Here is a 23,257-nt window from a genome sequence, read left to right on the forward strand (position 1 = left end):
GATCCAGTGGCGGCTGGGGGCGGGCGTCACACGGAGGAACGGCAAAGGATGCGAGACGATCAGGCCAGGGTACTTGTTCTCGATGATTTTTCGGCCATCGTCGATGAGTTGCTGACGCTCATGTCGCTTCACGGCATTCCGGGGGTCGGCGCCGCCAACCTGGCCGAGGCCGTGGATATGCTGGAGAAGCATGCTGCCGTCAGCGTGGTGGCCTGCGATCTGCGGCTCGACCGGGAATCGGGCCTCGATATCGTTTCGCGCATCCGCCACCATCCGGAACTGGCAAAGCGCCCGTTCGAATATGTGTTCATCACCGGCGACCAGATGCGCGAAGATCTGGTGGCCGATACCGCGCGCTACACGTTCCTGACCAAGCCCGTTCAGCCGCAGACGTTGATCGGTACGATCAGGCAGATGCTTGCGAACGGTGTAGGTGCGTGAGCGGGGATCTTGCCGAAGCGACCGGAACGGCCGGTCTGGTCGAAATGCTTCGCAGGCATGTCGGCCTGCGGGTGGTCAGCGATCTGAGGCTGGACGCGGCAGCGAAGACGATCCTGTTCCGTAGCGAGAACGCGCAGGACGACGAGCAGCCCCAGGCGGTGCCCATCCATTCCGAGGATATCCGGCGCCTTGCCGCGCTGACCGGCCGGTCGGACGTGGCCACGGACTTGCGCACCGACGACGGCGCCACGCTCAGCCTGATCCTGCAGGGCAATCGCGGTGGTACGCATTGGAGCAGCGCGGTGCTGCTGAATGCGCCGCTGCCGCGCCTCGAGCACCATGAATTGGCCGAGCGCGCCCGCATGGCGGACCTTGGCGAACGGGCGCTGACCCTGGCCCATGAACTGCGGCAGCCGTTGTTCACGATCTCGATGGCGAACGAGAGCCTGCGGTTGATGCTCGACCGGCCCGACACCACGCGCTCGCGGCTTCAGACGACGGCCTCGCGGATCGCCGAGCAGGTCCTGCGGGCACAGGCGATCATCAAGCGCACGCTCGGCCAGGCGGCGGATGAGAAGATCGTCAGCCGTCGCTCCGACGTGATGGAAGTGGCCGCGAGTGCGGTGGAGTTTCTCGAAGTCCTGTTCGAGCGGGCGGAGATCGCCGTGCAGCTCGATGCCGCGGGGCTGTCTGCCTGCGTGCCTTTGGCGCGGCTGGAAATGGAGCAGGTCTTCGTCAATGTCCTGCGCAATGCGGCCGACAGCATCCAGTCTCGCCGGGCGACGGGATGGCAGGGGGAGGGGCTGATCACGATCTCGCTCGAACGCGCGCCCGGCGGCGCGCGCTGCGTGGTGACGGATAATGGCGCGGGGCTTGCCGCCGATCTCGAACGGCTCGCGTTCGAGCCGTTCTTCACCACCAAAGGGCAGGACGGCACCGGCCTCGGACTCCATATCTGCCGCCAGATCATGGAGAAGGCGCAAGGGGGGATCCGGCTCGTTTCCAACCACGGCGAAGGTGCGAGGGTGGAGATCTGCCTGCCTGCGGCCGCAGGCGGCTGTGCGGCTTCAGATGTCGTCGCGGCCTAGACGGATGACGAAGCGGGTCGGCTGCCAGGTGCGCTGAAGCGAGCGGAAATCGCCGCCTGCCTCGATGGCGACCTGCTCGACCAGCCAGAGTGTGGCATGGTCGAGCTTGCGGCCGGGGGCGGGGGCACCGTTCTCGTCGATGCACTGTACGGTCACGACGACATGGGCCGGGCTCATCGCCGCGCGAAGCAGGACCGTACCTTTCAACTTCTGCTCACCGCCATGCCCATTGGCGCGTCCCTTGACGGGGTCGTAAGCCGGACCGATGAAACTGCCGAAAGCGTTGAGGAGGGCGGCTACCGCCATCATCTCCAGCGCGCCGTGGTGCTCGGGCAGCAGATGTTCGAGGGCGTTGCCGTCGATTTCCACCGAGACGCCGTGATGCCGGACATGGGACTTGGTGGCGGCCACCGCGCGTTCCAGTGCGCTGCGCACGCTCAGCGCGGCGTGCTCCTTGTCGCCGTCGCGGCCGAACCAGCGGAACAGGCTGAGAATGAAGGCTGCCGCTTCGGTATGCGAAGCTATCCGGGTCACCCGGTCCAGCAACTGCTTGCGACTTTCCTCGCCGATGTCGAGCTGCTCGACGATGTAGCGCATGTTGCCGTTGGCCATGGATATCACGTTCAGCGGCTGCGCGAGGTCGTGAAGCATGCCGGCGGTGACCCGGCCCAGCAGGAGATCGCGGGTGACCGGGACCAGGCCGTTCTCGCCCCAGGCCAGCAGGCGGGCATCGACCATCGCCAGATGGCGGGCCAGCCCTGCACCGAGAAAGGCGGCGCTGAGCGAGCTGGTGAGGATCGCAAGCGTCTGCGGCGCGCCTTTCAGCAGGAATACGCCGATCAGGCTGGCGGTTGCCGCGAGCAGGGCGATGACCCAGGTCCATCGCGGAGCGCGGAGCAGTATCGTGACAAGGCTGCGTGGAAGAAAACCGGCACCGCCGACCAGCAACAGCAGGGTCCAGTAGGCGGGAGACGCGGCGGCTTGCGGCAGGAAATACAGGCCGAGCGCCAGCGCGGCGGTGACCAGAGCGGCCTTCAGCGTCTTGTGGAGGACGAACAGCGCACCGGCCGCGGCGGCGCCGATCACTCCGGCAGCCGGTGCCTGCGCCGATGTCAGGCCCAGCGCCAGCGCGCTCAAGGCAATGGCGCCGGGATAGAAACGGGTGCCGTCTTCCCAGGCACGCAGCCGCATGGCGAGTCCGGCGGGCAGGGCGGGATGGCGGGATGCGACGGCCTTGCTCGTCGGTGCATCCTGATGGAGTGTCGGTTCGGTCTCTGCCGTGGCGACCGGCGATGGGACGAAGTCGACGACGTTATTGTTGGACACCTGCATATTCGTTTTGCCCCGGCCCGCCTGGACGAGAGATACCCGCCTCCCGATTCCGGACCGATGTCGATGATTGCGAAGGGGCCTCCGTTTCGCAACCGCGAAATAAACCTGATAGAACCTATCCTGTGTCGTAAGTAAATCGACTAACACAGCGGCTCTTCCATGATCGTTCAAGCTGCTTTCAAAACGTTAATCCATCGATAACTGCGGGAACGGAACGGCCGAGGCGCTTTCGGCGACGACGGCCATGTGCGCAATCATGGGTTGGCCAATCCATCTGGAAGTCCGTTTACATCCGGAAACTATCGATTTTGCCGAATTTCGATCGTCCTGAAAGAACCGATTCGAACGTGTTTGCTTAACTTTTTCGTCGAGCGCCAAGTTGCCCAAGACAAGGAATGCCGCTGCTTCGGAGCGATAGAGCAGCAGTATACTTTCCGAGGCTTTAACTCATCCGAAAGACTCGGATCGATTGCCGTCGCATCGGCTATTTCTCCATCTCGGATCAATTTCGAGAAGGGCTATCATACTTACGCAACATGGCTGTTCAGCCGTTTGGATAGGCAATTCGGACCTTGGGGGCACTCGGTCCGATTTGCGTAGGCGCAAGGAGCCTGGGGGGAAATGAGCATGCGGCTCGGTTCGAAGGCGAAGCTGACGATCGGTGTCGGGCTGGTTGCAGCGAGCAGCTTTGCCTTTCTGGGGGTGCGCGAATTGGGCCGCGCCGTCAGGCCGGTGGCCGATGCAGCGGCGCGTATCCCGCTCGCCCGGGCGGAGCCCTCGTTCACGGTCCTCGCCGCGACCACGCGCGACATCAAGGTGGGCGAGACCATCACCGCCGACATGATCCGCAACGCTCGGTCCGATCCGGCGCAATTTCCCACGGCGGTCACGCCTGCCGAGATCATCGGCAAAGTGGCGACGAGCGATATCAAGGCCAATTCGCTGATCCCGCGCACCGCCATCGGCCAGGAGACCAAGCTGGCGATCCGCGTGCCGATGGGCATGCGCGCGATCAGCATCGACACGACGGCAGAGATCGCCGTCGCCGGTCTGGTCCGGCCGGGGGACCGTGTGGATGTACAAGTCGTCTATCCCGGCGAGGATGCCCTGAGCGGCGCGCGGGCCAGTGGTGCGAGCCGCGCGCGCACGCTGCTCCAGATGGTGCCGGTACTCGCGGTCGGCGAGGTCGTCGTCGGCACCCAGCCCGCCGCCGGCGTGTCGGGCGGTGTGGAAGGGGCGGTTACCGCCCCGCCGCCACCGGCGCGCACGGTCACGCTGGCGCTTTCGCCCGAGCAGGTCTCGCAGCTTTCGCTGGCGAAGAGCACGGGGGCGCTCACGCTCTCGCTGCGCAATCCGGGAGACAGCGTCGAAGTGACCGTGGCGCCGGTCGCCTCGACGCCGCTGCCGCGCGCAGCTTCGGCTTATTCCGCCGCCCCCGTCTTCGCGGCGCCGCAGCCGATCGCCGCGCCGCCGCACCGGGTCGAGGGTCCCGCACGTAAACCCGCCTCCAAACCCCCAGGCGAGCCGAGCGGCCCGCAGGCCATCGAACTCGTCGTCGGCGGCAATCGCCAGGTCATCTATTCCGGGAGTGCATCGCAGTGAAAGCCCTGATCGCCTCCTGTCTCCTGGCCGGTTCATCGCTGCTTGCCGTTCCGGCGCAGGCGCAAGGCCGGGGAGACGAGCAGCAGGAACTGCTCCAGATCGACGACCAGCGCACGCTGTCCTTCGACAGGAGGGTCGGCCGGGTGGAAGTCAGCCGGGAGAACGTGATCGGCATCTCGGCACCGACCGCGCAGTCGATCCGTATCAAGGCACTGGCCGTGGGCGATGCCGTGCTGACCGTGTTTGCCAAGGACGGCACGGTCATGTCCGAACGCACGGTGCGGATCGGCGGGTCGGGCCTGACCGGGCAGGGGGCCGCCTATCGTCCCGGCGAGAAAGTCGTCGCGGTGGACGTGCAGTTCGCGGCGGTATCGAGTTCGACGCTCAAGGCGCTCGGCTTCAGCTTCTCGAAGCTGGCCGGGGACCTGCAAGGCGCGGTGATCGCACCGAGCACGCTCAACAGCTACAGCATGGGCAGCGGCGGGCTGGGCATCGATGCCGCCGCCCCGCTCCAGAGCGCGTTCAACTTGTTCCTGTCCTCGCGCAGCCACGGCATCGGCGCGGTGCTGAGCGCATTGTCGTCCAACGGGCTGTCGCAGCTTCTGGCGCAGCCCACCCTGCTGGTCCGTTCGGGCGAGCAGGCCAGCTTCCTGGCGGGCGGCGAGTTTCCGGTGCCGGTGCCGCAGAACTCGGGAACGGGCAATTCGATCTCGATCGAATACAAGGAATTCGGTGTCCGCCTTTCGGTCACGCCCTATGTCCTGTCATCCGATCACATCGTGCTCAAGCTGGCGCCCGAGGTCAGCGAACTGGACTACAACAACGGCGTCCAGCTTCAGGGCTATACGGTGCCCGGCATTCGCCGCCGCTCGGCGGAGACTACGGTGGAACTCGGCAGCGGGCAGAGTTTCGTGATCGCCGGACTGAACTACACGAACAGCGCGATCACCAAGGAGAAGGTGCCGCTGCTGGGCGACGTGCCGGTGCTCGGCGCCTTCTTCAAGCGGCAGCAGAACCAGAAGGAGCGTCAGGAGCTCATCATCGTCGCGACGCCGCGGCTGGTCGAGCCCGGTACGACGCCGATCGCGCTGCCCAGCGTTCCCGGCAATCCAGACCCCAGCATCGGCCAGATGATCGTCGGCAACGACGGTGTCGAGCAATCCGTGAAAACCTTCGGCGTCGTGAGGCCCTGACATGCCCAAGATCCACCTTCTCTCGGTAGACCGCACCCTGGCGCAGCGCCTGGCCGATGCCATGGGCGAGCACGTTGCGGTCGAGATGGTCCAGTCGCTGGAGCACAGCGATCTGGGCGCGCCGGGCATCGTCGTGATCGACCATGCCTCGGTCCCGGCCGAGCGCTCGCTGTCCTCCTCGATCGGCGAAGTCGCGCAGATGGCGCCGGGCCGCGCAGTCGTTGTCGCCACCGAGGACATGTATGCCGGGCAAGTGCTCCAGGCGATCCGCGCCGGTGCCGCCGATGTCCTGCCGCGCGGGGCCGGGGGCGCGGAAGTCTCCGAAATCCTGACGCGGGTGATGAACAGCGCGCTCGCCACCCAGGGGCGGCTGGGACGCCTGACCATCGTGCTCGGCAACGACCGCGAGGCCCTGCCGATGCTGGCGACCGACATGGCGCTGGCCTACAGCCTCGACCAGACGCCGACGTTGCTGGTCGATTTCACCCTGCCCACCAGCACTGCCGAGGCCTATCTCGACCTCAAGGTGGACTACGGCATCGCCTCGGCCGTGGCCGATCTCGACCGCATGGACACCAGCCTGCTCTCCGATGCGCTGGCGCGGCACGAGGGGAGCGGGCTTTCGCTGCTGACTTTCGACGGCGGCACCGGCTCCGAACCGGCTGGCGTCGGCCCCAACGACGTGGTCGGCCTGATCCAGTTGCTGCGGGCCAACTTCGCGCAAGTCGTGGTCTCGGCAGGCAGCCTGCGCCATGGCGGACTGCTGCGCGAACTGGCCTCGCAGGCGCAGGCGATCGAGATCGTGTGCAGCCAGTCGATCCGCGAACTGGAGGCCTGCCGCCGCCTGCTCGACAAGATCGCGCTCGATACCGCCAGCGCGGCCCGCATGCGTCTGCTGGTCTGGGACTTCGAGCCGCGCGTGCTGCTCGACGGCCGCCGCATGGCCGATGTGCTGGGGGTCGAGGCGGTCATGGGCGTGCCGGTCGACCGGGTGAGGGCGGCCAACGCCCTCAACGCCGGGCGCCCGCTGAGCTTCGACCGCGAGAGCGGCCCTTACCTCCAAGCCGTGCGCCGCGCCTGCAACATCGCCGCTCCGGCCCGGTCCGGCAGCAGCATCGAGCGCATGCGGCGCGCGATCCTGCGGTCGGTGGAGCGCAGCGCATGAGCCTCCTGACCGCCGAGGGACTGCAGGAAGGCTTCGCCGCCGATCGCCGCAAGCCTGCGGTGGCCCAGCCTTCGGCCCAGCGGATGAGCGACAGCTATCAGGCGGTCAAGTCGGTCACCTGCCAGCAGGTCATCGAGCAGCTCGAGGCCCAGGGTATCACGGCGGAATCGCTCGACCAGCGCACTTTGCGGCTGGAAATCGAGCAGGTCATCAACAGCCGCAGCCGCCGGGGCCAGCTTGCCCTCAACAGCGCCGAGCGGTTGCTGCTGATCGAGGACGTGGAAGACGAAGTGGTCGGCCTCGGCCCGCTGGCGCCGCTGCTGCGCGACGGAACCATCGACGACATCATCGTCAACGGCGCCCATACGATCTACGCCGAGCGCGGCGGGTTGCTGGAACGCGTGGAGACGCGCTTCCGCGACGATGCGCACCTGATGAACATCATCCAGCGCATCGTCGGCCCGATCGGCCGCCGCGTGGACGAGGCGACGCCGTTCTGCGACGCCCGCCTTGCGGACGGATCGCGCGTCAACATCGTCATCCCGCCGATCGCGCTCGACGGGCCGTTGGTCTCGATCCGCAAGTTCCGCCTCCAGGCCCTGACGCTGGACGACTGCGTGGCGGGCGGCGTCATGAGCGCGGCCATGGCGACCTATCTGGCCGCCGCCGTGCATTCGCGGCTCAACGTGCTGATCTGCGGCGGCACCGGCGCGGGCAAGTCGACGCTGCTCAACGTACTCTCCGGCTGCATCAGCAACCGCGAGCGCCTCGTCACCATCGAGGACGCGGCCGAGCTGCAACTCTGCCAGGACCATGTCGTGCGGCTGGAAACCCGCCCGCCCAGCGTCGACGGCAGCCGCGAGGTCAGCGCCCGGGATCTCGTGCGCAATGCCCTGCGCATGCGGCCCGACCGCATCATCCTGGGCGAAGTGCGCGGGGTGGAGGCGGTGGAGATGCTCCAGGCCATGTCCACCGGCCACGACGGCTCGATGGCGACGCTCCATGGCAATTCGCCGCGCGATGCGCTGGCCCGCCTCGAAATGCTGCTCGGTTTCGCGGGGCAGCAGAACGACGTGCGGGCGGTGCGGCGCTTCGTGGCGAACAGCGTCCACGTCATCGTCAATATCCAGCGGCTTTCCAGCGGCGTGCGCCGTGTCACCTCGATCAGTGAAGTGACCGGCACCGAGGGCGATGCCTTCACGCTGAACGAACTGTTCCGCTTCGACGAGCAGCCGCCGATGTCCGGTGAAGGCACGTTCCAGACGCTTTCGCCGCGGCCCTACCATGCCGCGCGGCTGAAGGACTATCCGATGCCCGGAGGGGTGTCCGGCGTTGTACAGCCGATCGGGCAGGCGATCGGGCAGGGCGGCGGTCTTGCCGGAAATCTGGCCGGAAACAGGGGAGGCGCAGCCGGATGGTGAGAGGCGGCGCCTATCTGGTCCTGGCCCTGCTGATCCTGGGCGCGGTGCTCTTCGCTCTCGTGAGCGAGCGGGCGCGCGGCCTTGCGGCGATCGACCGGCGGCTGGCGGGCCTGGCCTCGGCCGGTACCACGCCGGTGCGCGCCTCGGCGGTGATCTCGGTGCCGGAGCGGATCGCGCCGCTGCTGGCGCAGGCTCAACTCGAAGTGACCGTGCAGACCGTCCGTACCCCGGCTGTTGCCGGGCTGGGGCTGGTCGGCGTCGTCCTGCTCGTAGCCGGACCGGCTTTTGCGCTCGCCGTGCTGCTGGGGCTGCCGATGGCGGCGCTGTCGTGGCTGCGCAGCCGTGCCCGCAAGCGTATCGATGCCCTGACCGAGGCGCTGCCGCTCTATCTCGACGGGGTGCGACAACTTCAGGCGGTGGGCAATTCGCTCTCGCAGGCGCTGGCCCGGGCGCTCGCCGACGCCTCGCCGGTGGTGCGCTCCTACTTCGATACCGCCGCGCGGCGGCTGGAGATGGGCGCGCCCGTGGCCGAGACGATGCAGCAGCTGGCCGATCGCATCCAGGTTCCCGAAGTATCGATGATCGCCGCCGCCATTCGCACCAACTTGCGCTACGGCGGCTCGATCGGCGCGGTCTTCACCAATCTCGCCCATATCCTGCGCGAGCGCCTGCGCATCCGCCGCGAACTCGTGGCGGCGACTTCCGAGGCCAAAGTCAGTTCCCGCGTGCTGATCGCGATGCCGCTGCTGGCGATGATCGGCCTCGTCATGATGAACCCGGCCTACCTCGATTTCTTCATCAAGGACCCGCGCGGGCAGTGGCTGTCGATGCTGGCGCTAGGGCTGGAGGCGATCGGCATCCTCATCATCCGCCGCATGCTGAGGCTGGACTTCTGATGCCCGCGCTCGCGCCTTTCCTGCTCTTCGCGCTGGCGGCGGGCAGTCTGGTCGTCGTCGTCTACGGCGTGCGGATGCTCGATGCCGACGCCCGCCTGCGCCAGCGGGTGGACGGACGCGCGGGGCTGCCCGGCGGCGCCTCCGCCGCGCTGCGTTTCCCCTTGCCGCGTCTGTTCGTGGTGCGTGGTCGCGACCGCGAGGAAGTCGAACAGAAGCTGCGCAAGGCCGGTTACTTCGAACCCGGCGCGCTGGAGGCTTTCGCCTGGCTGCGCCTCGCCGCGACCGTTCTTGTGGCACTCGCCTCGATGCTGACCTGCTTCGCGCTGAATGGCAATCCGCTGCGCCCGATGTTCCCGACGCTGGCGCTCTCCGGCCTGACCTACATCGGCGCCAAATACGCCTTGCGCATGCGCGCCGCCTCGCGCGAGCGGATCCTGACGGCCGAATTCCCGTTCCTGCTCGATCTCATGCTGATGATGCTGGAAAGCGGCGTCTCGCTCGATCAGTGCTTCCGGGGTATCGCCCGCGAGGAGCGCGTGGCCGTGCCGAACCACGCCCGGCTGGTGGCCATGCTGGTCGAGGATCTCGATCGCGGACAGGACTACCAACTCGCCTTCGACCGCTGGGCCTCGCGCGTCGCGGTCACCGGTTCGCGGGAACTGGCCACGGTGTTCCGCCAATCGCTGTTCCACGGGATGGAGCTGGTTCCGGCCCTGCGCGAATTCGTGCGGGAGTTCTCCCAGCGCCGCGTCGCCCGCGCCCGGGAGGCGATCGGCGCGATCACCGTGCGCATGGTGATCCTGATGCTCGTGTTCTTCATGCCGGCGCTGTTCATCGTGCTCGCAGGCCCGCCGGTCGCCGCCATTCTCGACACTTTGGGGAGCGTCAAGGGATGACCGATCGCCGCCTGTTTCCCGCTTTTCTCGCCGCTTTCGCACTGGTCGGGGGCGTCGCAGTGTCGCCCCCGCTGGCGGGCCGGGCCATCGCTGCGGAAGCCTCCGGCGCGGAAAGCTCCGGTTCGACCCGCCAGCTCTATCTCGTGCTGATCCAGCAGGCGCGCAAGGACGGCCGCCAGCGCGCCGCGCTCGCCTTCCTCGACGATTTCGACCGGCAATATCCCGGAGACCGGGAATCGCGGTTCCTGAGGATCAACTGCCTGCTCGATCTCGGCCAGACCGACCGGGCCGAGGCCGCTCTGGCGCAGGTTTCCGCCTCGGACCGCAGCGCGGAGGCTTTCTCGGTGCGCGGCCATGTCCTTGCGGCGCAGGGAAACTGGCTGGCGGCATCGGAGCAGTACCGAGCGGCCCAGCGCGTCAGTCCGGCCGATGCGCTGGCCAGCAATGCGCTCGGCTATGCGCTGCTGCGCGGCGGCGAAACGGCACAGGCGGTGGAAGCGCTCAAGGCCGCACGCGATCTGGCGCCGGGCAACGAAGTCGTGCGCAACAACCTCGCGCTGGCGCTGACCATCGCCGGACGGCGCGGCGAGGCTGACGCCTTGCTGGCGAGTGTCCGCGACGCCTCGGCCAGGGCGGCGCTGCGCGCGCAAGTCGCCGACCAGGCCGCCCAGCTCCTCGCGCCGCCTGCAACCGCCTCTCGGGAGAACTGATATGGCGCGGCGTCGCAATCGCTTGAAACTGCGTCCGCTCCGGCAACTGGGCGGCGACGAGAGCGGGGTCATCGCGCCGATGGTGGCCGTGCTCGGCGTCTCGCTGCTTGGTGCCGCCGGACTCGCGCTCGACGTGGGCCTCTACTATCAGGGCAACCGCGATCTGCGCGCGGCGACCGAAGCGGCGGCACTGGCCGCGGCGATGGATCCCTACAACGCGAAAACCCGCGCCGAGGACTACCTGAAGCGCAACGGCTATGACGCCGCCGTACTAAAGACGGTAGAGACCGGCCGCTACTGCGCCGACGTCAACACCGCCGCAGGCCAGCGCTTCGACCCGACAATGGCGCGCTGCCCCGGCAACGGCCTGCGCAACGCCGTGCGCCTGACCACCGACAAGCCCAGCCGCCGTTTCCTGACCGGCATTCTCGGCGATGCCAGCCTGATCCCCGATCTCGGCGCCACGGCTTCCGCGGCGCGGATCGACGAGGCGGGCGTCAGCGTGACTTCCGATGTCCTGACCAAGGTCGTTTCGCCGCTGCTCGATCCGGTCACCGAGCCGCTGGTCAGCGTGGTGAACAATCTGCTGGGTTCGCTCTTGGGCATTCCGATCGCGCTCGGCCGGAACGATGTCCGCAACCTGATGAAGGGCAATGTCGATGCGGGCGATTTCTTCGACAATCTGGCCGACAGGGAAGGCTTCAAGGGGACTTACGGCGAACTGGTGAGCCAGTCGCACAAGCTGAAGGATGTGGCCGAGGCCGCCGCAGACGCTGCCGAGACACCCGAAACCGCCGCCGCCCTGCGCGAGTTCTCGCGGCAACTCGGCACCAGCGGTTACAGCGTGCCGTTCAAGGGCCTCTACAGCCTGGGCGTCTGGCAGAACATGCCGGTGGGCGAGGCTGACGAGAAGCCGGGGCTGCGGGCGGGCATGAACGCCTACTCACTCGTTACCTACGCGGTCCAGTCGGGGCCGACCGCCATCGATTTGTCCAAGGCGGTGGGGCTGCTGGCGACCGGCAGTACGGTCAAGATCGGTCTGGTTTCCAGCGGTCTGGGCGACCGACCGCGCTTCGCCTTCGGGCCGGTCGGGGAAGCCAAGGTCGGCACGTCGGCCTTGCGGATCGGAATCCTGATTGATCTGCCCGTCAATGTGATCGGCATAGCTTCGGTGAATGTACACCTGCCGGTGATTGTCGATGTAGGCGCCGCACAGGCCGAAGTCAGCGCGATAAACTGTACTGGCTCTACCGAGCAGGCACGCGATACGACCGTTGCCGTTCGTGTGAAATCGGGCACCGTCAATGCCTATATCGGCGACACACCCGGCCTTGACCCTATGGCGAAATCGCTGCCGGTGATGGGGGCGAGCGACATTCAACAGGCGAAAATCGCGAGTGTGCAACTGCTGGGCGGCTTGGTTTCGGCCGATGTGAAAGGCAAGGCCGTCGTTCAGCCGGTCACGGGAACCGGCGCCAGCGAAGAGGCCATGACGTTCGGTACGGGAGCGGAGGGCGCGACCACGCCGGCGACCCCGCAGACGATCGGCAATTCCGTGCAGCTCGGCCAGACTTTGAGCAGTGTTACTGCAAGCCTGCTTGGGTCCAACGGCCTCGACGTGGAGGTGAAGCTCCTCGGGACCTGTCTGATCGCCTGCGACCTTCTCAAGTCCACCGGACTGGCAACCGTGACCGGCACGGTGCTGCCCGCCGTCGTGGGGCCGGTCACGAATGTACTCGCCAACACGGTCGATCCATTGGTGACGAATCTGCTGGCGGCGCTCGGCGTCCAGGTTGGCAGCGCCACAGTGCTGACGACCGGCGCGCGGTGCGGGGTGCCTGTCCTGATTTAGTTTTTGTGAAGACCGTCTCCGGGGACCTCCAACCGGTTACGGAAATTTAATCGGAGGAAATGGGGAGTATTGAGTCATGATTACCATTCGTAAGCTTTTTACGCGTCTTCTTGGCGATAAGCGTGGTCTTACGGCTGTAGAATACGCGGTGTTGGGAGCAATTGTTGTAGGAGCCATTGGTGGTGTTGGGAGCACATTCGGCGAAGATCTCCAAGGTGCTTTCAATAGCTTGATTAAGACGCCTTGATCTTCAGATGGAAGAGATGATGCGTAACGCACTCAACAAATTATCTCTGTTGAAATGCAAGCGCGGTTTGGCGGCGCTGGAGTTTGTCATTCTGGCTCCGGCGCTGCTGGCCCTGGCCTTCGGGATCATCATCTACTCGATCTATTTCAGCGCGCTGATCGGCGTGCGGCAGGCGGCGGCCGAAGGCGCGCGGGCCGCCGTCGCCGGGCTTTCCACCAGCGAGCGGATCGAACTGGCGGAAACGCGGGCGAAAGAGGTTGTCGCGGGCTATGGCGGCATCCTTGGCGGCGGTACAACCCCGGTAGTAACCGCTTCGTCCGATGGCGTGGGTGTGTTCAAGGTAAAAGTCAGTTATGACATGGGCGGCAGTCCAATAATGAAATATGGGAAATTCGTTCCCCTGCCGTCGCCGGACTTGGAAGCAAGTGTGGTCGTAACCAATGGGGGATACTGAATGGCTGGTCTGAGTTATTTCAACTTGGCCATGATGATCGTTCTTCTCCTTCCGGCGGTCATATTGCCGTGGGAAGGACGTCGTCCACCCGACCTTCTCTATGTCGCGATCGCTGTCGGCGGTCTGGCTTTTGCGGCCTTGGGCGGCGGGATCGTTGCGCTCGGCTGGTCGGTTGCGGCCGGGCTGGGGTGCCTGGCCCTCGTCGCCGGTGGGGTCACGGGCCTGCGCACGGTTACCGGCCTGCAACTCCTGACCGGCAGCCAGATAAAGCTTATGGTCTCCGGGGCGACATGGCTCGGACCGTTCGGTGCGCTGGCCATGATCTCGATCACGGCCCTGACCCTGCTTCTCGTGGCAACGGTCCGACAGTTCCGCCCGATCGCACGCCGCCCTGATTCGGGGGCGATCGTGGCCGTCGCCATCTTTTGCGTGGGGCTGCAACAGGTCCTGCCCGGAAACTAGCGCGTAAGTCGAGAATCTGAGGAAACCTCCGGAAGAGACGAGGTCGATTGCTGATGAATGTGATGAACCCCAGTTGGCGTTCGCGTCTCGGCGCGATCCTGAACACCGGCGTGAACCCGGGCCAGCCTCATGGCGATGCAGGCTGCGATGCGGCCATGGACGACACTACGCCGCCCGAACCGGTCCTCATCGTCGATGATGATGAGGACTTCGCCAGCGAATGCGCCTTCAGCCTGAACCTCATGGGCTACGAACCGCTCGTGGCGACGAGCGTCGAGGAAGCCATGGCGCTGTTCGAGGTCAACGAGATCTCGATCGCCATCGTCGATTACAACATGCCCGGCCAGGACGGGATCACGCTGATCCACACGCTGGGCCAGAGCGCCGAGGCGCGCGGGCTGCGGCTCCAGTTCATCATGGCCACCGGCTATGCCAGCAAGGACGTGGCCATCGACGCGATGCGGGCTTCGGCCGTGGATTTCCTTGAAAAGCCGATTGGGCAGTCCGATCTCCGGCAGGCCCTGCAGCGCATCAAGGGGTTGCGGCAGACGCCCGACGCGCGCGAATCCCTCCTCGGAAAGATGTCCAGCCTCAGCAGCGAACTGCAGCGCCTTGCCATGTTGATGGACGATCCCGCCGCACAGCCAAAGTTCCGCGCGGGCGATCTCGATGCCGAACCTGAAGCGATCGTTCGGGCGCCGTTGTCCGAAATTCCCGCAATTCCCGAGGCTGGGCAACTGACCTGCTATATCCGCGAACTCCTGCGCAAGGAGATGAAGCGGCGGGAGATCGGCGGCGGGGAACTGTTCGGCGATCCGGCCTGGGAGATGCTGCTCGATCTCCTGCTCGCCAAGATCGAAGGGCGGCGGGTTTCGGTATCCAGTGCCTGCATCGCCTCCGGCGCGCCGATGAGCACGGCGTTGCGGCTGGTACGGCGACTCGTGGGCGAGAATGTCCTGTGCCGTCTTCCGGACGAGCATGACCGGCGGCGTCACTTCCTGGTCATCAATCCGAAGTTCGAAGGACCCTTGCTCGATTATCTGACCGAGCAATTGCGGCAGGGCGGGAATTCAGGCGGAAAACCGGGCGGAAAGTGAGCGCCCCGCGCTTCGATTGAACGCTTTGTTTACATACGGCGGTTAACCAAGCGTCATCCTTCCCGACGTGAACCGACGATGACCATAGATCCCCGCACAATGCTGTTCATGACGAATGCCGTCGCCTTCGTGGCTTCGGCATTCCTGCTGTTCGAATGGCACCTGCTGCGCGAACGGTCGCTGGCCTATTGGAGCGCGGGATTTTCCGCGATCGTGCTGGGTTGCGCGATCACGCCGCTGCGCGAGGAGGGATACTTCATCGTCGGCGTGTGGATGGCCAACGGTTTGCTGGTCACGGCGCATATCGCTTTCCTGTTCGGTACCGCCTGTTTTGTAGGCCGCAAGGTTTCTCCCGCATGGAGCGCGGCCCTGGCGGCCTGGACACTGATGCTGGCCGTGCCGGATGGTGGATCGCGCACGCAGATTCTCTCGATGATGAACGCGCTGCTGGTCGCGGTGCTGTCCCTGAAATCCGCCCATTTGCTGGGCGGGTTCCGGCAGCGTCGCAATCCCGATTCGGCGCTGCTGGCTTTCGCCTTTGCCGCACATGGCGGCTTCTATCTGATCAAGACGCTTACCGCCTTCCTGCCCGGCGCCTTCGTCAATCTTTCGCACTATACCGGCATCATGATCTCGGTTTCGCTGTTCGAGGGGATCATGATGGAAGTGGCCCTGGCGCTGTCCATCGTCGGGGCGCTGCGGCGGCGACGAGAGCGCAGTATCGTCCGGCTGGCCGAGCAGGATCCGCTGACGGGCCTGCTCAACCGCCGGGGCTTCGATGCGCGTGCGGACGTCGTGGCGGCCGACGAGCGCGGAGCGGTGGCGCTGCTTCTGCTGGATATCGACCATTTCAAGTCGATCAATGACGGCTATGGCCATCCCGAAGGCGATCGGCTGCTGGTGGCCCTCGGCGTCTTCCTGAACTCGACCCTGCCGGCACGGGCCATTTCGGCGCGGCTGGGCGGGGACGAATTCGCCATCTTCCTGCCCGATACCGATGCCTTTGCGGCGCTGACTCTGGCCAAGGCCCTGTGCCGGGGCTTCGCACGCGTCGGCGGCGGCCGCGGCAATGGCGGAACCTTGAGCATCGGTTGCGCGACTCATGCGGCGGGACCGATCGATCTCGAAGTCCTGGCTGCCGTAGCCGATCGCGCGCTCTATGACGCCAAACGGCAGGGGCGCAATCGGTCGAGTCATCGTGAAGTCGGGCGCGAGGCTTTGAATCTGCCTCCGCAGCAAGAGGCAGAATCGCCGTCCTGCGCGGTCTTTCCGTTGGTATCCGCAGGGGCGGATGGAGAAAAGACACGCGAGGCGATACCGGGGCGTTAAGCCCCCTGCTGCCAATTCATTCGATTGCAGTCGCGCCTATGTCGAAACGGCCTCTCGATTGAACGCGAATACGCAAAGGTCGCTTGAGAAAAGTTTACGAAAACAATACCTGAACGACATAGGCTATCGCTTTGGACCGGGGGGGACAAACTTGCGATCGAGCTACCGTGAATTGCGAAGTCGGGAATTCCAGGACACGGCAAAGCCGTTCGGCGCGAAAAGCCAGGTTTTTCGGCTGCGCGATCTCGTGCCTGCGGCCCTCCTGCTCGCTTGCGGACTCATAGCGCTTTCGGTCGCTTCGCTCTGGAGCGAAGCAAACGAGGACAAGTTCGTGGTGGTGGCACCGCCGGGCTGGTCGCTGGGCCGCACCATCGCTCTCGTCCGTTCCGGGGATGGCCGCCTGGTTCGCACCGGAAACTTCGCCAACGTCGTCTTCGCATCCTCCAGCGATCCGCATTTCGCGGCCCACTTGCGCGCCGCCGGTGCCTGGCTGGTCGAATCCGTGCCGCTGGCGCCGGGTTGCTCCGCTTCGAAAGATTCTGAACAGTGAACGTCGTGCTCGACAGATTGCGCAAGCAGTTCGGCCATCTTCTGGTCCCGCTGCTCTGGGGGCATGTCCTGATCCAGGCGGTGGCGGCCCAGGCCATGGGGCTTTCGGCGCTGAAGGCGGGGCTGGCCGCGGCCGCCGTGGCCGGGGCCTATCATCTGACCTGGCGACGCTTCGGCACGGCCCCGGCCACGCGCTATCTGTCGGCAGTGGCGCTGATGGCGGAGCCTGCCATGCTGCTGTTCCTGCTGCGCGGGCATCCGTGGCAGATGGACATGCACATGTACTTCTTCGCGATGCTGGCGCTGACGATCGCCTGGCTGGACCGGACCGCGATCCTCGTCGCCGCCACCGCCATCGCCGCGCATCACCTGCTGTTGCTGTACCTGCTGCCTTACGCGGTGTTTCCCGGCGCGGGCAATCTGGAGCGGGTGCTGCTCCATGCCACGATCGTCGCTTTCCAGACCGGGGTGCTGGTCTGGCTGAGCAATATGCTGCTGGCCAGTTTCGAGCGCAGCGCGCGGATGAGCGAGGAGATCGTCGCCAAGAACGCCGCGCTGGAGCAACGCACGCGCGAAGCTGAGGAGGCGACGCGGGCGAAGAGCATGTTCCTGGCCAATATGAGCCACGAGATCCGCACGCCGATGAACGCGATCCTGGGGTTCTGTCACCTCGTCTCGCGCACCGATCTCGATGAGCGCCAGCGCGGTTATGTCGAGCGGATCGGCAGTGCGGGCACTTCGCTGCTGCGCCTCATCAACGACATTCTCGACTATTCGAAGAACGAGGCGGGCAAGCTCACGCTCGAAGCACGGCCATTCGATCTGCGCGCGGCGGTGGCCGGGCAGGTCCAGCTGCTTTCGGTCGAAGCGGCGGCCAAGGGCGTCCGGATCGTCTCGCATATCGACCATGCGCTTCCCGCCGCCGTGGTCGGGGACGAACTGCGGTTTTCGCAAGTCGTGCTCAACCTGCTCAGCAATGCGGTGAAGTTCTCCGATCGCGGGGCGGTGACGGTTGCCGTGGACCTTGTCGTCGCCGGGGACGGCATGGTGGAGATCGCGATTGCGGTACGCGACCACGGCATCGGCATGACCGCCGAGCAACAGGCCGGGCTGTTCCGCTCTTTCACGCAAGGGGACAATTCCACCACCCGCCGCTTCGGCGGCACCGGCCTGGGGCTGGCGATCTGCCGTCAGATCGTCGAGCAGATGGGTGGGGAAATCCGCGTGGAAAGCGCTAGGGGCAAGGGCAGCACTTTCACATGCGGTATGCATTTCACCGCGATCCGGGAGGGCGGACCGGAAGCGATGCCCGCGCCGCATATCCAGGCGCTGCGGGTTCTCGCCGCCGACGACAACGCGGCAGCGCGCCAGCTCGTCGAGGAAATCTTCGCAGGCTGGAACATGGCGGTGGACCTGGTCTCCTCGGGTGACGAGGCCGTGTCGGCATTCGGCGGCGCGGCGGGGCGTGACGAGACTTACGATCTCGTCCTGCTCGACTGGAAGATGCCGGGAATGGATGGCATGGAGGCGGTGCGCGAACTGCGCCGCATGCAGCACGGCGCACCCTCGCCGGTGACGCTGATCGTCACCGCCTATGCGGTCGATGAAATGGCGGCGGAGGCCGGTGCGGCGGGCGTATCTGCTTTCCTCACCAAGCCGATCGAGCCGCACGTCCTGCTGGAAACGATCACCTCCCTGTTCGCCGAGGCGCAGGCGGATGCCACGCCGTCTCTGCCCCCGTCCGCGCCCCTGCCCACGGAGGAAGGCCGCGTCGATCCGGCACTGCGTGGATTGCACGTCCTGCTGGTCGAGGACAACGAGATCAACCGCGAGATCGCCACGGAACTGCTCACCCACGCCGGACTCGTCGTCGATTGTGCGGAGAACGGGCGGGTCGCCTGCGACAAGGTGGCCTTGAACGGGCGTGGCTATGCCGCCGTCCTCATGGACGTCCAGATGCCGGAGATGGACGGGATCGAGGCGACCGCGATCATCCGCCGGACCTGGCCTGCCGAGGAGCTGCCGGTGATCGCGATCACCGCGCATGCCTTCGCGGCGGAGCAGCAGCGATGCCTCGAAGTCGGAATGAACGACCACGTTTCCAAGCCGGTCGATCCGGAGCAGTTGATCCGGACGCTCAATCGCTGGCTCAAACCGGGGCGGGAGGGCATCATGGCGGATCGTGAAGCGACCTCTCCATCCGCCATCGAGCCGGTGCTGCCGGATGGCCAACTGCCGGATCGCCTCGGCCCCTTCGATGTCGCCGCCGCGCTTAGGCGAGTGAACGGCAAGGCGCCGCTGCTGCGCAAGCTCATCATCAGCTTTGCCCGCACTTATGCCTCTGCCGCGCAGGATATCCGCGTGCGCCTCGCCGCCGGGGAGATCGCCGAGGCCCGGCGGCTGGCACACAGCCTCAAGGGCGTGGCGGGTTCTCTGGAGCTTCACGAGTTGCAGGCCAGTGCCGGTGAGGTCGAAGCGTGCCTGGCACAGGAAGATACGGGCCAGTTGGAGGCAGGACTTTCCGCGCTCGAATTGGCGCTGGCTGCCGCCGCCGCGGCCGCGCGGAGCCTTGCCGAAGTGCCGGAGATCGAGCCGGAAATGCCGAGGGCGGATGCCGATGGCGGGGCGAGCGTCGAGGAGGCGCGGGAAGCGCTGCGGGGCTTGCTCCTGCGGCGGAGTCTCGGCGCGCGCGGCGCTTTTGACCGGATGGCGCGGAGCATGGGCCTCACCGAGTCCGAACATGCCGCGCATCCGCTTTATGAGGCTCTGCAAAGGCTCGATTACGCGCGTGCGCTCGTGCTGCTCGACGAGCTGCCGGGCAGTTCCACAAGACAATCCCTCCCGCAAGGAATCCCTTCGTGACCAAAGCGACCATCCTCGTCGTCGATGACGATGTGGCCAATATCGAGATCATGAATGCCGTTCTGGAGGACGATTACGACGTCTGCTTTGCGATGTCCGGCGAAGAGGCGATGGATACGGCGCGTAGCGTCGATCCCGACCTGATCCTGCTCGACGTGATGTTGCCGGGGGTCGACGGTTTCGAGGTCTGCCGCCAGCTCAAGGTCGATCCGGTCCTGGCCGATGTGCCGGTGATCTTCATGACCGGACTGGGTGATACCGAGGACGAGATGCGCGGGCTGTCGCTCGGCGCGATCGACTATGTCGCCAAGCCGATCCAGCCCGCGATCCTGCGCGCGCGGGTAGGCAACCATGTCGAACTCAAGCGCCTGCGCGACAAGCTGGCCGAACTGGCGGTGACCGATGCCCTGACCGGGCTCAGCAACCGCCGCCAGCTGGAACGCACGCTGGAAGGCGAATGGGTGCGCCTGTGCCGGACCGGAGACTGGCTCTCGGTGGTCATGCTCGACATCGATTTCTTCAAGCAGTTCAACGACACGTACGGCCATGTCGCGGGCGATCGCTGCATCGTCATGATCGCCGCCTCGCTCAATCGGGCGCTGCGGCGGATGACGGCGGTGACGGCGCGCTACGGCGGGGAGGAGTTCGTCTGCATCCTGCCGGGCGCCGATCCGGCTACCGCGCGGATCGTGGCTGAGGAAATCCGCCGTCAGGTCAATGCACTCCAGATTCCGCACGAGACTTCGGGCGCGGGGCCGTGCGTCACCGTCAGCATCGGCGTGGCCAGCGCGCGCTGCACCGGCGAGACCGCGCCGGAACGCTGGATTGCCGAGGCCGACAAGCAGCTCTACCTGAGCAAGGTCGGCGGTCGCGACCGGATCGTCGCGACCGAATTCGAGGCCAACTGCGTCGTCTGAAATAAAAGAGGCCGCCCCGGATCGAAGTCCGGGACGGCCTCATTCATGCTCGTTGCGCGAGTCAGGCCGGTTCGGCGACGCATTCCTGCATCAGGCGCTCAGCCGTGCGGTCGGCAACCGTAGAGGGTGCGAGACCATCGCGCGCAGCCTCTTCCAGAACGGCGGCGACGCGCGGGCCGATGCGGACAACGCGCTGGCGCACTTCGTCGGCGCTTTCGCGCAGATATTCGGCGGCGACGTTGATGATGCCGCCGGCATTGGCGACATAGTCGGGCACGTACGTCACGCCGCGAGCGAGCAGTACGTCGGCCATGTCTTCGCTGGCGAGCTGGTTATTGGCGGCGCCGCAGACCAGGCGGGCCTGGAGCGCGGAGACAGTGGCGGCATCGAGCGCGCCGCCCAGCGCACAGGGCGCGAAGACGTCGGCGGCGACACCGGCGATTTCGTCGATGGAGACCACGCGGGCGGCATGGCGCTCGGCCATCTGCGCACAGCGGGTCGGATCGATGTCGGCCACGACGAGTTCGGCGCCTGCTTCGGCCAGCAATTCGCACAAGTGCGCGCCGACATTGCCGACGCCGAGCACCGAGACGACCTTGCCGGACAGCGTGCTGCCGGACTGGAAGGCGACGGCGGCGCGCATCGCCTCGAACACGCCGAGCGCGGTCCAGGGCGAGGGGTCGCCACCGGCGCGGCCGGGCAGAGCGGTGCGCCCGGCGACATGGCTGGTCCGGCGGGCGATCGCTTCCATGTCGGCAACGGTGGTGCCCACGTCCTCGGCGGTGACGTAGCGACCTGCGAGGCGTTCGACGGCCTCACCGAAGGCTTCGAACAGAGCGGCGCGGTCGAACGCACCGGCCGGGCGGCGCAGCACGGCCTTGCCGCCGCCGAAGGGCAGTTCGGCCATGGCGTTCTTGTAGCTCATGCCTTCGGCCAGGCGCACGGCATCGGCCATGGCGGCGCTTTCGTCCGCGTAAGTCCAGAAGCGGCAGCCGCCGGCGGCGGGGCCGCGTGCGGTCGAGTGAATGGCGATCACGCCGTCTAGGCCGGCTGCTTCGTCGTAGAGACGGACATATTCCATCGGCGGCGTCATGCGGCTGGCGCGGGCGACCATTCTTGAACTCCCAGTCTGGGTGGCGAGATTGCCGCCGGCCTTATGGCAGGTCCGGAGAGGGCATTCTCACCTCATTTTCCGTTTTCTCGCGTCCTTTTCAAGAAGACTGGTCTCATAAACGCTGATATGAGGATAAAATGACCGATCTTGATCCCTACGAGCGGAAGATTCTTCGCGAACTTCAGCGCGACGCGAGCCAGACCACGGCACAGATCGCGGAGCGGGTCGGGCTGTCTTCCTCCCCTTGCTGGCGGCGCATCGACCGACTGGAGAGGGAGGGTTTCATCAAGCGGCGGGTGGCGCTGGTCGATCGCAAGAAAGTGGGCCTCGACGCCCATGTCTTCGCGCAAGTGAAGCTCAATGCCCACGGCCGCGCCAATCTCGACGAGTTCTCCGCCAAGATCCGGGAGTTCCCGGAGGTGCTCGACTGCTACGTGCTGATGGGTTCGATCGACTTCCTGATCCGCGTGGTCGCCGCCGATATCGAGGCTTACGAGAAGTTCTTCTTCGAGAAGCTCTCGCAGCTTCCCGGCGTGCAGGAACTCAACTCGATCGTCGCTCTCTCCGAAATCAAGGCGACGACGGAACTGCCGATCTGAGCAACGCGGCTCTCAGTTTTCGAGCTTGTCGATGCGCCTGTAGACCATGCTGCATTCCTCGCTCGGCTGAATCGCCCAGCTTCGCTTTGCGCATTGGCGGGCGCGATCAAGGCATTCGGGATTGTGATCCAGCTCATAACGATCGAGCCAGAGCGAACCGCGTTGCGTCAACAGGATGCGCGTTTCCTTGCGGTCGAGACCATTGGCCTTGCGCGTGACGAGGTCGGTGAGGGCAAGCGCCTCGACCGGGCGCCCGGATTCCCGCAGCGCGGAAACGAGTGCAATCATGAGATCGCCGGGCGGCGGATCGCCAGCTCCCTCCAGCCAGGCAGTCAGCAGTTTCGCTTCCTCACGCTGCGTGCCGTATTTGCGGGTAAGGCGCAGGCCTTCGAACCGCTCCTCCCGCCATGGAAGACGATAGGCCTGCGCCGCTTCGACGGCAGCGAGCAGGCCCGGTAGATCGTCATCCTCGATCTTCGAGCGGAAACCGAATGCCGCGATCCTCTGCCGCATCCTGTCGCGGGTTTCGTCTTCAGGAGTGTGCAGCGATGATATGAGGGAAACCAGAAGGGGCGTGAGCAGCACATATCCCGAGGTAAAGGGCACGCTCCGCGATCGCCCGTCGACGAATTGAAGACGCACGGCGCGGCTGCGAAGATCGAGGGTGGCGATCTTCGCCAGGTCATCGGGATCGTCCCTGTAGAAGCTCGCGCCGATCAACCCGTCGTGAAGCTGCTGTCCGCCGGGCTTATGGAGCAAGGGCAGGATATCCTCTCCACTGATGTCCTCACCTTCCATATCCATGGCGCTACCTCCTGCTTCGGGAGAGCCTTATCGCCTTTCGGCATGGAAGGAACATGCCTTCTACAATCGAGAGAGGGGGCGGCGGATCGGATCGAAGCGATTCTCCCGGCGACAGGGCGCAGGCGCGCACAGTTACGGCCGGAATGGCGCTAAAAACGGCAGCAATGCGCGGTTTGGTTCGAATATGAAGTTTTTTTGAAATTAGCGTGTTGACCGAATCGTGAGTG

At 65.8% G+C, this 23,257-nt stretch carries 23 protein-coding genes; 19 read left to right on the forward strand and 4 right to left on the reverse strand.

Annotated elements, in window-relative coordinates; genetic code table 11:
• The first annotated feature begins 48 nt into the window (after positions 1 to 48).
• Both V7066_RS24585 and V7066_RS24590 read left to right on the forward strand, forming a co-directional pair.
• A complete protein-coding gene (locus V7066_RS24585; RefSeq protein ID WP_334185596.1) occupies positions 49 to 441 on the forward strand; it encodes a response regulator in 393 nt (130 codons plus the stop codon).
• Positions 438 to 1,529 carry a sensor histidine kinase gene (locus tag V7066_RS24590; protein WP_334185597.1) on the forward strand — a complete coding sequence of 364 codons (1,092 nt, stop codon included), beginning with the start codon at positions 438 to 440 and terminating at the stop codon, positions 1,527 to 1,529. Before V7066_RS24585 ends, V7066_RS24590 begins: the two co-directional genes overlap by 4 nt.
• Here the strand turns inward: V7066_RS24590 and V7066_RS24595 are convergent.
• On the reverse strand, positions 1,509 to 2,855 hold the full coding sequence (locus V7066_RS24595) for a hypothetical protein (protein ID WP_334185598.1): 1,347 nt from the start codon (positions 2,853 to 2,855) through the stop codon (positions 1,509 to 1,511). The two genes, V7066_RS24590 and V7066_RS24595, sit on opposite strands and share 21 nt — an antisense overlap.
• 627 nt (positions 2,856 to 3,482) lie before the next feature.
• On the opposite strand from V7066_RS24595, the gene cpaB reads away from it, so the two are divergent.
• The 16 genes from cpaB to V7066_RS24675 all read left to right on the forward strand — a co-directional run bounded on the left by cpaB (position 3,483) and on the right by V7066_RS24675 (position 20,513).
• A complete protein-coding gene (gene cpaB / locus V7066_RS24600) occupies positions 3,483 to 4,463 on the forward strand; it encodes a Flp pilus assembly protein CpaB (protein WP_334185599.1) in 981 nt (326 codons plus the stop codon).
• Complete coding sequence (locus tag V7066_RS24605; protein ID WP_334185600.1) at positions 4,460 to 5,656, forward strand: type II and III secretion system protein family protein; 1,197 nt, start codon at positions 4,460 to 4,462, stop codon at positions 5,654 to 5,656. Before cpaB ends, V7066_RS24605 begins: the two co-directional genes overlap by 4 nt.
• Position 5,657: 1 nt before the next feature.
• Positions 5,658 to 6,821, forward strand: coding sequence for an AAA family ATPase (locus tag V7066_RS24610; RefSeq protein ID WP_334185601.1), 1,164 nt, complete (start codon positions 5,658 to 5,660; stop codon positions 6,819 to 6,821).
• Positions 6,818 to 8,242 (forward strand): CpaF family protein, encoded by a 1,425-nt coding sequence (locus V7066_RS24615; RefSeq protein WP_334185602.1) that lies wholly within the window; start codon positions 6,818 to 6,820, stop codon positions 8,240 to 8,242. The genes V7066_RS24610 and V7066_RS24615 overlap by 4 nt, the downstream gene beginning before the upstream one ends.
• Positions 8,236 to 9,138, forward strand: coding sequence for a type II secretion system F family protein (locus V7066_RS24620; RefSeq protein ID WP_334185603.1), 903 nt, complete (start codon positions 8,236 to 8,238; stop codon positions 9,136 to 9,138). Before V7066_RS24615 ends, V7066_RS24620 begins: the two co-directional genes overlap by 7 nt.
• Positions 9,138 to 10,034: a type II secretion system F family protein gene (locus V7066_RS24625; protein WP_334185604.1), complete on the forward strand. Its 897-nt coding sequence runs from the start codon at positions 9,138 to 9,140 to the stop codon at positions 10,032 to 10,034. Before V7066_RS24620 ends, V7066_RS24625 begins: the two co-directional genes overlap by 1 nt.
• Entirely contained in the window at positions 10,031 to 10,744 is a 714-nt protein-coding gene (locus tag V7066_RS24630) for a tetratricopeptide repeat protein (RefSeq protein WP_334185605.1), read from the forward strand. The genes V7066_RS24625 and V7066_RS24630 overlap by 4 nt, the downstream gene beginning before the upstream one ends.
• Position 10,745: 1 nt before the next feature.
• A complete protein-coding gene (locus V7066_RS24635; protein ID WP_334185606.1) occupies positions 10,746 to 12,596 on the forward strand; it encodes a pilus assembly protein TadG-related protein in 1,851 nt (616 codons plus the stop codon).
• Positions 12,597 to 12,672: 76 nt separating this feature from the next.
• Positions 12,673 to 12,843 (forward strand): Flp family type IVb pilin, encoded by a 171-nt coding sequence (locus tag V7066_RS24640; RefSeq protein ID WP_334185607.1) that lies wholly within the window; start codon positions 12,673 to 12,675, stop codon positions 12,841 to 12,843.
• A gap of 16 nt (positions 12,844 to 12,859) precedes the next feature.
• Positions 12,860 to 13,297 (forward strand): TadE/TadG family type IV pilus assembly protein, encoded by a 438-nt coding sequence (locus tag V7066_RS24645; protein ID WP_442947373.1) that lies wholly within the window; start codon positions 12,860 to 12,862, stop codon positions 13,295 to 13,297.
• Positions 13,298 to 13,759, forward strand: coding sequence for a hypothetical protein (locus tag V7066_RS24650; protein WP_334185609.1), 462 nt, complete (start codon positions 13,298 to 13,300; stop codon positions 13,757 to 13,759).
• A gap of 53 nt (positions 13,760 to 13,812) precedes the next feature.
• Positions 13,813 to 14,856 carry a response regulator gene (locus V7066_RS24655; protein WP_334185610.1) on the forward strand — a complete coding sequence of 348 codons (1,044 nt, stop codon included), beginning with the start codon at positions 13,813 to 13,815 and terminating at the stop codon, positions 14,854 to 14,856.
• A 78-nt stretch (positions 14,857 to 14,934) separates the two neighbouring features.
• On the forward strand, positions 14,935 to 16,185 hold the full coding sequence (locus tag V7066_RS24660; protein ID WP_334185611.1) for a GGDEF domain-containing protein: 1,251 nt from the start codon (positions 14,935 to 14,937) through the stop codon (positions 16,183 to 16,185).
• 172 nt (positions 16,186 to 16,357) lie between these two features.
• Entirely contained in the window at positions 16,358 to 16,735 is a 378-nt protein-coding gene (locus V7066_RS24665) for a hypothetical protein (RefSeq protein WP_334185612.1), read from the forward strand.
• Positions 16,732 to 19,596, forward strand: a complete 2,865-nt coding sequence (locus tag V7066_RS24670) for a response regulator (RefSeq protein WP_334185613.1) — start codon at positions 16,732 to 16,734, stop codon at positions 19,594 to 19,596. Before V7066_RS24665 ends, V7066_RS24670 begins: the two co-directional genes overlap by 4 nt.
• Positions 19,593 to 20,513, forward strand: coding sequence for a diguanylate cyclase (locus V7066_RS24675; RefSeq protein ID WP_334185614.1), 921 nt, complete (start codon positions 19,593 to 19,595; stop codon positions 20,511 to 20,513). Before V7066_RS24670 ends, V7066_RS24675 begins: the two co-directional genes overlap by 4 nt.
• A 61-nt stretch (positions 20,514 to 20,574) precedes the next feature.
• Here V7066_RS24675 and V7066_RS24680 read toward each other — a convergent pair whose 3' ends face one another.
• Positions 20,575 to 21,627, reverse strand: coding sequence for a Leu/Phe/Val dehydrogenase (locus V7066_RS24680; protein WP_334185615.1), 1,053 nt, complete (start codon positions 21,625 to 21,627; stop codon positions 20,575 to 20,577).
• A gap of 137 nt (positions 21,628 to 21,764) precedes the next feature.
• Between V7066_RS24680 and V7066_RS24685 the strand changes: the two genes are divergently transcribed.
• On the forward strand, positions 21,765 to 22,226 hold the full coding sequence (locus V7066_RS24685; protein WP_132267842.1) for an Lrp/AsnC family transcriptional regulator: 462 nt from the start codon (positions 21,765 to 21,767) through the stop codon (positions 22,224 to 22,226).
• A gap of 12 nt (positions 22,227 to 22,238) precedes the next feature.
• Here V7066_RS24685 and V7066_RS24690 read toward each other — a convergent pair whose 3' ends face one another.
• The gene (locus V7066_RS24690; protein WP_334185616.1) at positions 22,239 to 23,030 is read right to left on the reverse strand and encodes a hypothetical protein; all 792 of its coding nucleotides are present in this window, start codon (positions 23,028 to 23,030) and stop codon (positions 22,239 to 22,241) included.
• Between the two features lie 4 nt (positions 23,031 to 23,034).
• Positions 23,035 to 23,257: hypothetical protein (locus V7066_RS24695; protein ID WP_334185617.1), on the reverse strand; the 223-nt coding region annotated here is incomplete at its 5' end.

This window comes from Novosphingobium sp. (assembly GCF_036820275.1).
GTDB lineage: Bacteria > Pseudomonadota > Alphaproteobacteria > Sphingomonadales > Sphingomonadaceae > Novosphingobium.